12 protein-coding genes and 1 tRNA gene are annotated in these 14,636 nt (G+C 65.4%); 5 read left to right on the top strand and 8 right to left on the bottom strand.

Going from position 1 to position 14,636, the window contains the following annotated elements:
* Nucleotides 1-24: 24 nt before the first annotated feature.
* Together pbpC and AC066Y_RS34065 are read right to left on the bottom strand one after the other, a co-directional pair.
* Entirely contained in the window at nucleotides 25-2,067 is a 2,043-nt protein-coding gene (gene pbpC / locus AC066Y_RS34070) for a penicillin-binding protein 1C (protein ID WP_478277730.1), read from the bottom strand.
* 167 nt (nucleotides 2,068-2,234) lie between these two features.
* Nucleotides 2,235-7,442 (bottom strand): alpha-2-macroglobulin family protein, encoded by a 5,208-nt coding sequence (locus tag AC066Y_RS34065; protein ID WP_478277694.1) that lies wholly within the window; start codon nucleotides 7,440-7,442, stop codon nucleotides 2,235-2,237.
* Nucleotides 7,443-7,731: 289 nt separating this feature from the next.
* Between AC066Y_RS34065 and AC066Y_RS34060 the strand changes: the two genes are divergently transcribed.
* A tRNA-Arg gene (locus AC066Y_RS34060) sits at nucleotides 7,732-7,808 on the top strand.
* A 559-nt stretch (nucleotides 7,809-8,367) separates the two neighbouring features.
* Entirely contained in the window at nucleotides 8,368-8,823 is a 456-nt protein-coding gene (locus tag AC066Y_RS34055; RefSeq protein ID WP_478277693.1) for a DUF992 domain-containing protein, read from the top strand.
* Between the two features lie 1,265 nt (nucleotides 8,824-10,088).
* Here the strand turns inward: AC066Y_RS34055 and AC066Y_RS34050 are convergent.
* Complete coding sequence (locus tag AC066Y_RS34050; protein ID WP_092114531.1) at nucleotides 10,089-10,502, bottom strand: SRPBCC family protein; 414 nt, start codon at nucleotides 10,500-10,502, stop codon at nucleotides 10,089-10,091.
* A gap of 241 nt (nucleotides 10,503-10,743) precedes the next feature.
* On the opposite strand from AC066Y_RS34050, the gene AC066Y_RS34045 reads away from it, so the two are divergent.
* A complete protein-coding gene (locus AC066Y_RS34045) occupies nucleotides 10,744-11,049 on the top strand; it encodes a hypothetical protein (protein WP_478277692.1) in 306 nt (101 codons plus the stop codon).
* A gap of 27 nt (nucleotides 11,050-11,076) precedes the next feature.
* Here AC066Y_RS34045 and AC066Y_RS34040 read toward each other — a convergent pair whose 3' ends face one another.
* From AC066Y_RS34040 to AC066Y_RS34030, 3 genes are all read right to left on the bottom strand, one after another.
* Nucleotides 11,077-11,712 carry a 2-dehydro-3-deoxy-6-phosphogalactonate aldolase gene (locus AC066Y_RS34040; RefSeq protein ID WP_478277691.1) on the bottom strand — a complete coding sequence of 212 codons (636 nt, stop codon included), beginning with the start codon at nucleotides 11,710-11,712 and terminating at the stop codon, nucleotides 11,077-11,079.
* Between the two features lie 11 nt (nucleotides 11,713-11,723).
* A complete protein-coding gene (locus AC066Y_RS34035; RefSeq protein WP_478277690.1) occupies nucleotides 11,724-12,638 on the bottom strand; it encodes a 2-dehydro-3-deoxygalactonokinase in 915 nt (304 codons plus the stop codon).
* 174 nt (nucleotides 12,639-12,812) lie between these two features.
* Nucleotides 12,813-13,028: a hypothetical protein gene (locus AC066Y_RS34030; protein ID WP_050402491.1), complete on the bottom strand. Its 216-nt coding sequence runs from the start codon at nucleotides 13,026-13,028 to the stop codon at nucleotides 12,813-12,815.
* A 208-nt stretch (nucleotides 13,029-13,236) separates the two neighbouring features.
* On the opposite strand from AC066Y_RS34030, the gene AC066Y_RS34025 reads away from it, so the two are divergent.
* Complete coding sequence (locus AC066Y_RS34025; RefSeq protein WP_171947593.1) at nucleotides 13,237-13,413, top strand: hypothetical protein; 177 nt, start codon at nucleotides 13,237-13,239, stop codon at nucleotides 13,411-13,413.
* A 97-nt stretch (nucleotides 13,414-13,510) separates the two neighbouring features.
* On the opposite strand, the gene AC066Y_RS34020 is transcribed toward AC066Y_RS34025, so the two are convergent.
* Entirely contained in the window at nucleotides 13,511-13,816 is a 306-nt protein-coding gene (locus tag AC066Y_RS34020; protein WP_478277689.1) for a hypothetical protein, read from the bottom strand.
* 140 nt (nucleotides 13,817-13,956) lie between these two features.
* A complete protein-coding gene (locus AC066Y_RS34015) occupies nucleotides 13,957-14,133 on the bottom strand; it encodes a hypothetical protein (protein WP_478277688.1) in 177 nt (58 codons plus the stop codon).
* Between the two features lie 186 nt (nucleotides 14,134-14,319).
* Between AC066Y_RS34015 and AC066Y_RS34010 the strand changes: the two genes are divergently transcribed.
* Nucleotides 14,320-14,541, top strand: a complete 222-nt coding sequence (locus tag AC066Y_RS34010; RefSeq protein ID WP_212314694.1) for a hypothetical protein — start codon at nucleotides 14,320-14,322, stop codon at nucleotides 14,539-14,541.
* Nucleotides 14,542-14,636 lie beyond the last annotated feature (95 nt).

Genomic DNA, 14,636 nt, shown 5'->3' with positions numbered 1-14,636 from the left:
GTGCTGTTCCGCTTTCCCGCGCGATCATTGCACGCGGATCACAACGGTATCCGCTGCCCCCGTGGCGTCGATGACGGTCAGCCGCGCGAAGCCCGGCCCGGGCGGGTCGATCAGGCGCTGCCGCCGGCTGTCGATGTCCCCGGCTGAGACACCGTTCACGAGTACCGTCAGCGGCAGCACCCCGCCGGCGACCTTGACCGGCATCGCCGCATGACTGCCGCCCTCGGATTGATCGACGTCGATGCGTGAGCCGTTCAGCGGAAACTGGATATGTGGCGCCTGGTCGTTGCCGCTGCGAACCAGTTCGCCGAGCGGCCGGAACCGGCGCAGCGGCGGCGGCAGTTTCGCGTTGGAGGCGACCAGCACGCCCCGCGGCGGCTTCGGCAACGCCGCCGGGATCTTGCCGGTGCGTGCAAAGGCGTCGAACAGGATCGGCGCCGCCGCCGTGCGCCCAACCAGGCCCGGCACCGGCGCGCCATCCGGACGGCCGACCCAGACGCCGATCGTGATGCGGCCGTCGAAGCCGACCGACCAGGCGTCGCGATAGCCGTAGCTGGTGCCGGTCTTGAACGCGATCCGGTTGTGCACGCCGTTCTCCGGCGGCGGCGTGCCGAGCAGGACGTTGCCGACCTGCCAGGCCGCCGCCTGATCCATCAGCCGCATCGTGTCGCGACTGTCATTTGCCTGTATGATCTCGCGCAGCGGCTTTGTCGCACCGAGCCGCGCCAAGCCGGAATAGAGCTGGGCGAGATCCTGCAGCGTGATGCCGACGCCGCCGAGCCCCATCGCAAGGCCCGGCGCTTCGTCCTCCGGCAGCACGAGGTTGGCGCCGGCCTGCTTCAGCCGCGACGACAGCCGGCTGGCGCCGACGCGGTCGAGCAGCGCGATCGCCGGCACGTTCAGCGACAATTGCAGCGCCTTGCGGATCGGCACCGTGCCCTGGAACGTCATGTCGAAATTTTCCGGCGCATAGGTACCGAAGCGGATCGGCCGGTCCTCGATCAGACTGTCGGGATGGACAAAGCCGTCTTCGAAGGCGAGGCCATAGATGAACGGCTTCAGCGTCGAGCCCGGCGAGCGCACCGCACGCGTCATGTCGACCTGCCCGGCACGCCGCTCGTCGAAATAATCCGCGGAGCCCACGCGCGCGAGCACGTCGCCGGTCTCGTTGTCGACGACGACGATCGCAACCGAGACGTCAGGTCCTTGCGCGATGGCGCGGTCGCGCGCCAGCGCCTCCAGGTTCCGTTGCAGCGTGGCGTCCAACGTCAGCTTGATGACGGGCGCATCCTTCATCGTCGCGATCGCCTGATCGGACGAATGCGGCGCCAATATCGGGATCTGCTTGCGCAGCTTCGGCACTGGCGTTGCCCTGGCCTGCGCGGCGTCGTCCTTCGACACCACGCCGTCCTCGACCATGCGGTCAAGCACGCGGTCGCGCGCGGCGTGGGCGGCTTCCGGATAGCGGTCGAGCCGCCGCCGCTCCGGCGATTGCGGCAACGCCACGAGCAGCGCGGCCTCCGCAAGCGACAGCCGCTTCGGCTCCTTGCCGAAATAGGCGATCGAGGCGGCGCGCACGCCCTCGAGATTGCCGCCGAACGGCGCCAGCGCGAGATAGAGATCGAGGATCTGGTCTTTCGAAAGCTGCCGCTCCAGTTCAACCGCCCGCACCATCTGCCGCAGCTTGGCATAGACCGAGCGCTGGTGCCGCGGCTCGATCAGCCGCGCCAGTTGCATCGTAATCGTCGAACCGCCCGAGACGATATGGCCGCTTGTGATCAGCTGGAATCCGGCGCGCGACAGCGCCAGCGGATCGATGCCGTGGTGCGCGTAGAAGCGCTTGTCCTCATAGGCGAACAACAGCTTCAGATAGGTGGGATCGACCGATGCCTTGGCGTCGACCGGCAGCCGCCAGCGTCCATCCGCCATCGCATAGGCGCGCAACAGCTTTCCATTTCGGTCGACGACCGTGGTCGAGACCTGCTGCGCCTGCGCAAGCGGCAGCGGACCGAGCGAGGCGACCCAGGCGGCGAAGGCGCCGGCGATCGCGACGAGCACGACGGCCATTACGGCAACGACGCGAAGCGCCAGCCGCCCACCGCGCTTGTCATGCCCGGGCTTGACCCGGGCATCCACGTCATTCTTGCCAGCAGACGTGTCCCTGGAAGGCCGGGTCAAGCGCGGCCATGACGAGAAGAGTTTTGGACGCGCGTCCTTGCTCATTCCACGATCACTCATTTCGCCGGCTTCACCTCGACCGCACCGGTGCCGCTGCGGCCGTAGCGCGAGGGGTTGTACATGTCCTCGACATAGGCCTGCGGCAGCACGTATTTTCCGGGCGACACCGCGCGCACTACGTAAGCAACCGTGAACACCGACTTGTCGCTGGCGCCCCGGTCGATCGCCGCGGTGAAGCGGTCATCGCGGAACTCGGTGTTCTTCGGCTCGACGCCGTCCTCGATCCACTCGAGCGTGCCGGAATCGCCTGACGACACCAGGTTCGGGTTGTCGATCTCGAGCCCGGCCGGCAGATAATCGGCCACCATGATGTGACCGAATTCCGGTTTCGCTTCCGTCACCTTCAGCACAACCGCGAAGCGGTCATTCTGTTTCGCCTTGCTGACGTCGGCCGGCTTGCCGTCGAGCGTGAAAAGGCTGCGCTCGATCTTGAAGCCATTGGAGGCCGCGGGTTCCGGCGTCACCGGCGAGCCCGACACCGAGATCACCGCCTGTACCGGCGCATCGCCGGTATTGGTGATCTTGAGCGGCTGGCCCGTCATCTCCTCGGCCTTGTAGCTGCGATAGACCGCGGTCTTGACCGGCTGGCCGTTGATGTCGAGCGCCATCGTCTCCCTGGCGAGCGCGCGCGCCGCCAGCACCATCCACGCATTCTCCTGCGTCGAGGTGTAGGGCGACAGCCCCCGCGCCGCTTCGACCCGCAGCACCGCCTGCGTCAGCGTCGTGCGCGGCGCATTGCCCTCGCCTGCGAGCGAAACCAGCGCGGCCGCATCGCGCAGCGCCGAGCCGTAATCGACGCGGCCGAACTCGATCACCGGTTTGGGGTTCAGCGCATCGAGCGCGGAGCCATAGACCCGCTCGGCCCGCGCCTTGTCGCCGACCAGCGCCAGCGCCGCAGCAAGCTGCGCCTTGGAGATCGGCGTCGCCAGATTGTTCAGCTTGGTGTCGGCGAGATAGCGCAGGTCGCCGATCGGCGCGGCGCCGTTGCGCGCGAGCACGTAGAGGCCGTAGGCCAGATCGCGGCCGCCGTCCTTCTCCGGCTCGTTGGCATTGACCACCGAATTCCTGACGCGGTCGAGGGCGTTCTTGAACAGCACGTCCGGCACCGCAAAGCCCTTTTCGCGGGCCCGGGTCAGGAAGTCGGTGACGTAGGCGTCGAGCCAGGCGTCGTCGCCGCCTGCTGACCACAGGCCGAACGAGCCATTTGATCCTTGTCGCGCCAGCAGCCGCTCGATCGCATCGCGGATGCGCTGGTCGACCGCGGTGTCCATCGCAAGATGGGCGCCGGCGGCGAGATCGTTGACATAGAGCAGAGGCAATGCGCGGCTCGTGATCTGCTCGGAGCAGCCATAGGGGTAGCGATCGAGCGCCTTCAGGATGCTCGCCGCATCGAGCGCGGTCGACAGGCTCGCCGAGATCGAGACGCTGCCGGTGCCCGGCACGAGATCGGAGAACATATCGGACGTCAGCGTAAGGCTCTCGCCCTTCGCCAGCGTGCGGATCGAGCGGCGCGCCAGCACCTGGGTCGCCGGCTTGACGTCGAGCGCATAGTGCCGCGCCAACGTCATCCCGTTCGGCCCTGAAATGTCGACGTCGAAATCGGCGCGCCCCGCGCCGCCGGCCTCGAGGCCCAGCGACAGCGACGTGCGCTGCTTGGCGGCAAGCTTCACGGTCGTGGTCGGATTACCCGAAGCCTTGACCGGGCCGCTCGCCTTGACGCTGACGGCGTAATCGCCGGCGGCGCCTTCGACATTGTCGATATCCATGCTGATGGTGCCCTTGTCACCGGTCAGCAGGAAACGCGGTAATGTCGCGGTCACCACCACGGGATCACGCACGATGACATCAACATTCGCGCGGCCGAGTTTGGTGGCACTCCACGCCACCGCCATCACCCGCGCGGTGCCGGCGAATTCGGGGATATCGAAGCTCACCTCGGCAGTGCCGTCGGGACCGACCGTGACGATACCGGAATAGAGCGCGAGCGGCTTCTGCGTCGGCGGCGAGCCCTGCAGCTCGGCGCCGGCGGCGTCGCCGCCGCTGCGGATCTGACCCTGGGTGCCCTGCATGCCGTCGATCAGCTGGCCATAGAGGTCGCGGATCTCGGCGGTCAGGCGGCGCTGGCCGAGATAATAGTCATCCGGCGCCGGCGGCTTGTAATTCGTCAGGTTGAGAATGCCGACATCGACCGCGGCCAGCACCACCTTGGCGTCCTCGCCGGGATTGAGCCCGCCGAGCTTGACCGGAATCTTCAGCGTCGTGCCCGGCCGCACCAATGCGGGCGGCGAGAGCTCGACGGCCAGCGTGCGTGTCTTCTTGTCGATGCCGAACCATTTCAGCCCGATCGCGCGGCCCGGCATGCGCCCGGCAGCGGCGTCGAGCGGACGGCGCAGCGTCGTCATGATGTAAGCGCCGGTGCCCCAGTCCTTGCCGACCGGGAGCTTGACCTGTTGGGTGCCCTCCTTGACGTCGACGCTTTGGGTCGTCAGCAGGCGGTCGCCAAGCACGTAGACCGTGAGCTTCCCGGCGGTGCGCGCGTTGACCGACACCGTCATGGTGTCGCCGGACTGATATTCCGGCCTGTCGATCGAGGTTTCGAGCAGATCGGGCGTGTCAGCGCTGCCGTCGGAATACCAGCCGACATCGAACTGCACCGAGGTCACCGGACCATCGGCATCGGTCGATTTCACATCGAGCCGGTAGCGGCCGGGCTGCGGCTGGAAGGTCAGGCGCATCGGCTTGTCGGCCGCGAGATTGACGTCACCGTCGGCGACGCGGCGGGTCGATTTGACCGGCTCATACTGCCAGGACGAATTCTGTCGGTACCATTGGTAACGCGACTCCAGCTTCAACAGCTCGTAGCGCAGTCCGTTGCGCGACAGCTGCTTGCCGTCGGGCGCGACGAACACGACGTCGAACTCGGCCTTGTCGCCCTCGGCCACGCTCTTGTCGCCGAACAGCGGCTTGACGCCGATCAGCGAGGCTACTGGGGCAACCGGCAGCACGATCTTGCGCTCGACCGAACGGCCGCCAGTCTCCGCCATGCGGATGAAGATCTGGGCCTCCTGCGGCCGGGTCGAGGCCGGGACCTTCTCGAGCTTGACCGGGAAGCTCGCCGCGCCGTTGGCATCGGCCTCCGGCAGGTCCTCGATCGGGGTCCGCTCGTTGCTCGCGGTCTGCTCGTCGTCGACGCCGAACTGGTAGCCGGCGTAGCCGGGCCGGCCGGCCGCCGCGGGCGCGACCAGCATGTCGCCCTCGAGCTGCAGACCCGAGGCCGGCGCGCCATAGAGGAAGTGGCCGGAAACCTGAAGTTCCACTGGAACTTCAGCTTTGATCACCTTCTCCTTGCTGGTCAGGTCGAATTCGATCCGCTCAGGGATGTAATCCTCGACCATGAAGGTGGTCTCGCCGACCGACGAGCCCTTGGGATCGGTAAAGACACGCGCCCGCCAGGTCCCCGTCGGCACCGCGGAGTTCAGCGCCACCGCCAGCATGCGGCCGCCGGCGCCCTGGTCGGGCAGCACGGTGCGGCGGAATTCGACGCCGTCGGGCCGCTCGATCACCATGGTCAGCGGCGTCCCGGTCAAGGCATTGCCCTGTCCATCGCGCAGCAGCGCGGTCAGATAGACGGTCTCGTTGGAGCGGTAGACGCCGCGCTCGGCGTAGACGAAGGCGTCGGCGCCTGCCGGGATCGCCCGCCCTGCGACGCCGCGGTCGGTGAGGTCGAAAGCGTTGGTCTTCAGGCTCAGGAAGGCGTAGTCGGCTTTCTCGCCCGTCACCGTCAGCAGTGCCGGCGACAATCCGCCCTCGCCGCGCGCCAGCCCCTGCTCGAACAGCACATGGCCTCCTGCATCCGTCTTGCGGGTGGCCAGGATCTCGTTGTTGCGGGCGACCAGCTTCACCTCGGCATTGGCGACCGGTTCGGTCGAGGCCAGCGAATTGACGAAGACGTGGATACCGTCATTGCCGGAGAAGGCCGACAGGCCCATGTCGGAGACGATGAACCATTGCGTCGCCAGCGTGCCATCGTCATCGCTGCCCGGCCCCTTGGCCGCGGCGGTCATGACATAGACACCCGGCTGCAGGTCGCCGAGCGCCTGATCGACCGGAAATGCGGTGACGACGTCCTGGTTCAACGTGGTGGCGGTGGCGAGCTCGCCGGACCACACCTTGACGCCGCGCTGGTCGCCGAGATCGGAGAGCTGATAGCGGTTCAGCGTGCTCTGGAAGTCGCTATCAATCACGGTGTTGATCAGGTTGCGGTCGCCGATCCGGAATACGTTGACCGTGACCGCCGGCGTGTTGACGCTGACCACCGGGATACCGCGCTGGCCGGTCCGCGGCAGCACGTAGGCCCGCCCGGTGAACCGCACGAACGGCTTGCGGTCGCGGACATAGATGTTGAACTCAGCGGATTTCGGCAGGGTCTCCTTGACGGTTGACGGCAGGCCGGCGCGCAGATTGATGTTGTAGCGCTCGCCGTGCTTCAGCCCGTCGACGCAGAGCTGCTGGCCCTCTGCCGACAAAGCCGGCTTGTCGGTGCCGGCTAGTGCGAGATACGGCGCGAAGTCGACGCGCTTGGCCAATTCCTCGGAGAACTGGAAGCAGGCCCGCGGCGAGGCCGCGTCGGAATCGACGGTATAATCGAGCAGCCGGAAGCCGTGCTCGTCGCGCATCTTCTCATACTGGCCCCGGACATCGGCGACCTCGCGCAGGTCGAGCGACAGCCGCAGCGCGTCGAGCGCCGGACGCCACAGCTTGCGCTCCGCGAGCGCCTTGCCGAGCACGGCCAGCGAATCGGCCTCCTCGCCCGCATTGCCGGCGCGCTGATAGGCGATGTAAGCGGCCGTGGAGGCGCGCTCCATCAGGAAGGTCTGTTCGCTGGAGCTGGCGGAGCGGATCTGGAACACGGTCCTGGCAAGCCGCAGCCAGTTGGCGCCGTCCTCGGGCGCGGTTGCCGCGATCTGGCCGAGGATCGTGAGCCCGCCGCGGAAATCATTGCGCTTGAAGGCTGCGTCCGCGTCGGTGCGCAAGGTAGCGGCCGACTTGTTGACCGAGCCCGCCTCGCTCTTGATCTGGGCCTCCAGCTTGATCGCGGAATCCGCGAGATCGTCGCGCCTGAAGGCCTTGTCCGCAGCCTGGGCGCTCACCAGGCCGAGCGCCAGCGTGGCGCAAAGTGCGGCCGCACGAACCAATCCGATCATGATGGAGCTCCTGAACGCCCCGCGGTCGAACGCCGCGTTGGGGCTAAAAAATGCGCGAAAAGGTGACGGAGTGAAGGCGCCGACATGAACGGACGAAAACGTCGCAGATTGCATTGCCGACATTCCTTCGACCAGCCCCGGCGGCAGCGTCATGCCGGCTCGGCGGGCGGGTCTGGCCAACACAGGACAGGACCCCTGCTCGCCTTTGTCGTCTGACCACAAAAATCGGTTCGGACGGACTTGGCGGAAAGGCGGATTTTTCATATTGCGGATGCTACAAGGCGGCCACGGTCCCGTAGCTCAACTGGATAGAGTAGCGGATTTCTACTCCGCGGGTTGCAGGTTCGAATCCTGCCGGGATCGCCACGCCTCTCCCCTTCGATGAAGCCATTTTGCGGAAGCCGCGAAGCGGGCCGGAAACAAACCCGGGGTAGCGTCGCGTCATTGCACCAAAAAGGGGATTCGGTCATGTGGGATTTCATCAACGAATTGTATCGGGATTTCTGCCTGGCCCGCCTGCAGGAGATGCGGAAGCTGGAGCATCATATCTGAACAGGCGCGGCGCATGGACAGCGATCAGCCCTTGGCCGGCGCCATCCTGACGGCGGTGGTGATTGCCGCGGTGGTCTGGGTGACAATCGGACCTCCGCCGGGGCACAAGAAAGTCAGCAGCCAACCCCAGACTGTCGCGAGACGCTAACGCCCGTATGAATACGGGTTGCTCGAACCTTGGCGCCAGTCTTGCAGACAGACCATCACTGGGATTGCGGGCCCAGGTTGAAACAGACCGCCGCCGGGACAATTCATTTCGAGCCCGGCGGCGTAGTTTCGTTGGGGGCCCAATTCTAAGGTTCTCTTAACCACCAGCGAAGGCCGCGCGCGAGAGCGTGGACCGATTGCGCGTCCGTTCGCGTTGTACAGCGCCATGCGTACAACGGGTCATTGGGTCATCGTTGCGGTGTGGGGCGCGGCCGTTCTCGCCACGCCCATCGCAACCGCCAAGGCACAACAGGTGCAGGCCGGAACGCTCACGTGTCGTGGCGGCCCCGATACCGGTTTCGTCCTGGGCGCGGTGACCAATCTTGATTGCGTGCTGCAGGCCGATAGCGCACCGGACAGCCGTTACGTCGCAGCCATTCCCAACCTCGGCGTTTTCATCGGCGACCAGGAAGTCGCACTGGCCTGGAAGGTGATGGCGCCGGTGCCGTGGCTCGGGCTCGACCAACTCGCCGGCAGTTACACGCACGAAAGCGGCGCGCGTGATAATGTCCTCACCGGCGGCACGAATACTCCCGTCACTCTGCATCCGTTGAACGAGGGTGCTTTCTCTAGTCCGCTGGTCGAAATCGAGAGCCTGGAAATTCGACCGGTGGATCGCTGATTTTGATTGAAGCCGCGTGCCAGCTGCCTAAATGCACAACGCCGCCCGCTTGAAATAGACGCGGACGGCGCTGCTCCTAGCCCCAGGAAGGTGATGCAAAATCCTGACAGCTCCAAGAGCGCACGTTCTGTGCCAACGATCATGGCCCATATGGGCTATTTGGCTGCAGAGAAACGAAGGTAGGCTAAGCACCGAGGCACTGGTGACGGTGCCTCACGACCAAAGTGTCAACTTGGCCTCAGCGTGGCCCACGCGCTGAGGTCATTCTTTTTGATGTTCACGGTCTGCTCTGAAATCGCGTCTTGCTCTTTATCATTCAGCGCACGAAACGATTCCGTGGTTCTCCGTGCGTGAACAAAGTTCCGACGGCGCTTGAGATGCCGAACGTATTCTGTGCGTCACGTTGCCTGTTCCGATTCTTGCAGCGATCCTAGGCGGCGTGTTTCGTGATTTCTTAATCTGGAGCTGCTTCCTCGAAGAGATTGCCAGCGCTCTCATTGTTCGTCGATATTTTGGGATCGATATGGAAGACTCCGTCCAGATCCGTTGCACACGCTGCAAAAACGTCTTTCGTGATCGCGCCAAGCGGCTGCAGAATGGTTACTCGCGTCAGTGCCCTAGCTGCGAGATCGTCCTCTTCTTCGACGAGGACTCGCACGATTCAAATATCAAGCGAGCGATGCGAACCGCACGGCGCGCGCGGAAGGAACTGCGTGAGAGCGAGGGCGTGAGCGCGAGAAGGGCCGCGGGCGTTCCCCGGCAGTACGGCGGCCGCTTGGCATCGAACTCTCGGGGAACCGAAGACGACGGTGCCGATTGAGTTTGGCGCCAAGGGCTACCGCACTATCCGCCTCGGCCGACATTTTCCGAGGCACGGTCGAGCCACTGGCGTGTCGACTCGTCACTCCAGCCGGGAACGGCGAAGCGTGCCGCCGGCGTTGCAGCCGCGGGCGAACGAACGGTTGCGGATTGGCGTGTGTGGGAGTGACGCCGTGTTGCGGCGCTCGCCGACACGCAAAGGATGACCAGTAGGCCAAGTGCCAAGATACAACGCATCGCATTTGCTCCTGACGACCACCGCGACAGCGCCGAGAGAACGATCACCTCGCCCGGTTGCTCGGCCGATACGCCATTCCCATTTAGACCCCGCCGGCTTTCAATTCTTCCAGCATCTGGTCGATCCGCTTGCGCTTTGTTGCAGTCTCGCTGGCAGCGCAAGCTGCCAGACCCTTGCTGCATCGATCACGTCGCCTCCAGTGGCCGGATCAGGACCGCTGCTTTGCCTCGACGTAGCGCTTGAAATTGTCCAGGATCGCCTGCCAGCCGCCGCGCTGCTGCTCGACCGAATGGGTATCCTCGCCGTCGAAGCTGACCTGCAGCTTGACGCCGCCCGCCTCAGGCGTGAACGCAACCTGCGCGGTGCGGTCGCCGAACGCATATTCCAGCAGCCGGGGCGCCTCGACCTTGGTGTAAGTGCCGGCGAAATCGAACCCCATGCTGCCGTCCTTGGCTTCCATCCGCGACGAGAATGCGCCACCGGCGCGCAGGTCCACGGTCGCAGCAGTGGTGTGCCAATCGTCGGAGGCCGCATTCCACTGTTTGATGTCGTCGGGCGTGGTGTAGGCGCGCCAGACATCTGCGATCGGCGCGGCAACGGTCGTTTCGACGGCAATCTTCATGTGCGTTCCTTCGTCGTTCCTAACCGGGTGCGCGCACGGGGCGCCTGACCGCGGTCACTACTAGGGCTATTCGCCGTGATCCACAAACCACTCCGCCGGACGACAGCGCCTGCCAGGGCCGCCGGGAACACGGGGTGGCCGGCGACGCCGTTCAACAAACCAAATGGTGTGTGGCCGGCACAAGAATTTCGTCAAGAATGACCGTGTATGGAAGACGGGTCCAACGCCCGGAGAGGACGACATGCGGAACCTGAATACTGTGCTGAGCAAGCTGAACGACCGCCTGCTGCGGCTGGAGGGCGAGCTGTTCGTGCTGCGATCGATCGCGCGCGCCGCCCTGACCTCCGGCGACGAGTCCGCCATCCGCACCCGCAAACTGCTCGAAGGCGCCAAGCTCGCGCTGGCAGACGAAGCCGAACGGCCGCTGGACGCCGCGACCGGGAAATACGTCGCGTCCGCGATCGCCATGGTCGAAGAGCTGCTCGAGAATCCTCGCGAGGCAGCCCCGCTGTTCAGGGTGATCGACGGCGGCAAGCGCGACGATTAGCCCGCAGTCAAGAACTACGGACCGGGCCTAGCTCGCGCCCTGCATAGCCCTGTCATACGCCTCGATTGTCACCTTTGCGCGGACCGCAACATCCGCGGCCGTCATGCCCGGCTTGTAGAGGCTGCTGCCGAGACCGAAGGCGCGAATACCCGCCTTCGCATACTCCGCGAAATTCTGGTCCGAGACGCCGCCGACGGCGGCGAGCATCACATCCGGCGGCAGCACGGCGCGAATCGCCGAGATGCCGGAAGCGCCGAGCACGCTTGCCGGAAAGAACTTCAGGGTCGAGGCGCCCGCGCGCACGGCGAGCAGCGCTTCCGTCGGCGAGAACACACCGGGCATCGTGATCATCGCGTGGTGCCGGGCGCGCGCAAGCACGTCGACATCGACGTTCGGCGACACCATGAGGCGCCCGCCGGCGTCATGGAGACGATCGACGTCTCCCGCGGTCAGCACCGTGCCGGCGCCGATCAGGACATCAGCGGGCGCCCGCTTCGCCGCGATCTCGATCGAACGGAACGGCTCGGGGGAGTTCAGCGGAATCTCGATCGCGGTCATATCAGCCTCGAGCAGCGCGCTCACGATGCCCAATGCCTCGTCCGGCTTGACGCCGCGCAGGATCGCGACCAGCGGACGCTTCATCGGAGGAAACGGAATGCTCATGCGTTGATCCCTCAATTGGTCCAGATCGCCGCCGCGGCGCCGGCGAGGCCACGGCGAACCGCCTCCTCCGCATCCATCACGTTGAGCGGAATCGAAAGGCTTTCGAGCGCGATCCGATAGAGCCGTTGCAGCCGGCCCGATGCAATCAGCGTAACCGGCGTTGCTGGCTCCCGCTCGGCAAGGCCGGCCGCCAGCTCGGCACCGATCAACGTGCCGGAGATCGTTTCACGGGCCGCCTGCGCGCTGCCGCCGAACAGCAACTGCCGGGATCGCACCCGAAACAGCAAATTGGCCGATCGCGCCGGCGTTGCGAACGCCTCGACGACGGCCGAGCGGAACGCATCGGCATCAACGGCCTCTTCCGCACCGGCGACGGCATGCGACAGAATGGTATCGCGCGCAACCACGCTGAACAACTCGCCGGTCATGAAGGTCGCAAAGCGCTCGACCGTTCCACCGCGCAGGCGCACCCATTTGGAATGGGTTCCCGGCATGCAAACGAGGGCCTCGCCCGGCGCATCCAGACCGAGCGCGCCGAGCAACTGGGTTTCCTCGCCACGCATCACATCGGGTGCCGCGGCATCGCGCTGCGCAACCCCGGGCAGGATGCGGATATCGCGCGGCTGCCCCCTGACCACGACGGCGCCTTTGAGGATTTCGGACAGATGCGCCGGTGTGTCGACATAGCCGGCCTCGACCCAGCCCTGCCGCGCGCCGGCCATGCCGCAGATCACGACAGGCAGATTGGCTGCCGCGCCCAGCGCGTCGAGATGCGATTGCAGCACCGACGGAAAGCCGGCCCTGGCGGCCGCCGTCATGCCATCGTCGCTGCGCCGTTCGCCGAACAGCTCGCCGCCGGCGCTCATCAGCCAGAGCCGGAAGCTGCTGGTGCCCCAATCGACCGCGACATAGGAAGGCCCGCTCATCGCGCTCTGTTCCACGTTCTTGGTTTCCGGCTCGGCGATGGCGCCGCCGAACAGACGCGATAACGGCGTTCAAGCCGCCGCGCAAGGCGCGCCAATATCGCGCAGCCACGCGATCACGCGAACGCGCGCATGCGACCGCCGGGCCCTGTTCGCGTCGGCGCGTGCGCGGATCGGTTACCGCGCGCCCTTCAGCGTACAGGAGGTCGTGCAGGTCGTGACGTTGCCATGGTCACACTTGATGCAGGCGTTGACGCACTGATCCATGACCTTGGGATTGTACTGACTATAAAGATTGGCCGCGCAGCTGTTGGTCGATCCCGTGACCTCCGGGTCGGACCAGCAACCGGACAGTAAAAATGCTGCGGCACTCAAAATGGCGACCTTGCGCATAAGGCCTCCTGCCACGCTCTATCCAAGTATCCTTGCAAGTAACCTTGATAGGTTAGGTTAAATTTCGGTTTCAATTGCGACCTGATCCGGAAGCAGTATTGCTTATCCACCGGACATTTCCCCAAGGTCCGGGCCCACACCGGCAAGGCCGTCAGGCGACCCCGCCTGGCGGCTTTGTTGCCCAGCAATGCACAAGGATACCAACAAGATGGCCCGAAAGCCGCGGTGGTCGTTCAAGGAGGACCGACGACTGATGGAATTGGCGCGCTCCTCCAAGTCCCTGGAGGAGGTCGTGAAGGCGACCGGCCGTTCGCCGGAGCGCATCAAGAAGATGGCGATGCGCCTTGGCCTCTCCATCAAGCCGCGTGGCGCCACCAAGAAATAGTTTGAAATGCGGCCGCGGCCGCAACCCGGCCGGCCAGAGCGCGTTTGAGCGAAGTGGGCACCGATCCGCTTAAAGACGGCGCGTCAGAAACAAAGATCTAGGGTTCCGGCGGACAATCGTCCTTGGCCCGCACCGGGATCGCCTTGACCTCGCCCTCGGTCTTGACCTCACGCTCAGCCTTCACCTCGCGCTCAGCCCTGGCCTCTTGTTCATCCTCGCCCGCCCGCGTGCAGGTGGTCAGCACGAAAGCCACGCGGCTGCATTGCCACGCCGGCCCGAGCGCCGCGCTCGACACCGGTTCTGGCGACGCCAGCGTCAGGGATAGATACGCTACCAAAACGGCACCCGCCGCGCCTGCGGCAGCCAGTGCCGCGCCCGTTCCGGACCACAGCTTGGACATCATGGCCTTGGTTCCCGCCGATCTCTGGGAGTCGAGGCAGCCCGCCTGTCCGCGTGTGACCGCAGTCACAGCCGGGACCAAACAGTTCAGCCCGAATCTTTGGGCTTGATGTGGGAGCGATATTGCACTGCCACAAGGCAGGGTCAGCGCGCCGGCTCGATCACATTACAGTTGGTCCGGCCCGACATCAGGCAGTCCTGCAGCTTGCTCGCCGCCGTCAGGTCATGCGCAAGCCAGAGACCGACCGCGAGCATGACCACCGCGACCAGCAGTCCGATCAGCGCCCCGCGGCGGTTGCCTCCGTCTTCGGATTCGCTCATGGCCGCTTCGGTTCCCTTTTGCCATCGCCTGCATCATGCCCGTTTGCACGGTTGCGTGCGATCAATTCTGCAACAGTCGCACAACGAAATGCGCGCCGGCAGCGATCGGCCCTGCAATTCCATTGCGGGCTGGCGCGACTCGCGAAAAACTGCTCGCCGAGTGGAGCGCGTGTGCGGGGCGTGCCGGTGAGCGAACAAGAAGCGAGTTACGATTATCAGCGTTACAGGCAGCTGCTTTCGGAAGCTGTCGACGAGACCAGCAGACTTCGGCTGATCAGCCTCCTGATCACCGAAAAGGCGCGCGACAGGCTGGAAGCGCAGCGCGCCTCGGACCGGAGCGCGATGACCGCCGAGACAGTCGCCAAGGTCCTCGGCAACGGTCGGCGCGAGCAGTTTCAGCGCGGCTAGGCCTGTCGGCAGGTTCGGTGACCAACCACTCACCACGCCGGCCGCCAGCCGGGCGCAAACACCACCGTCCGCCATTTGCTGTCCGCTCATATCTC

This window comes from Bradyrhizobium sp. USDA3010 (assembly GCF_056429065.1).
The sequence above is the reverse complement of the archived record's forward strand: the minus strand, read 5'-3'. Positions and strand labels throughout refer to the sequence as shown.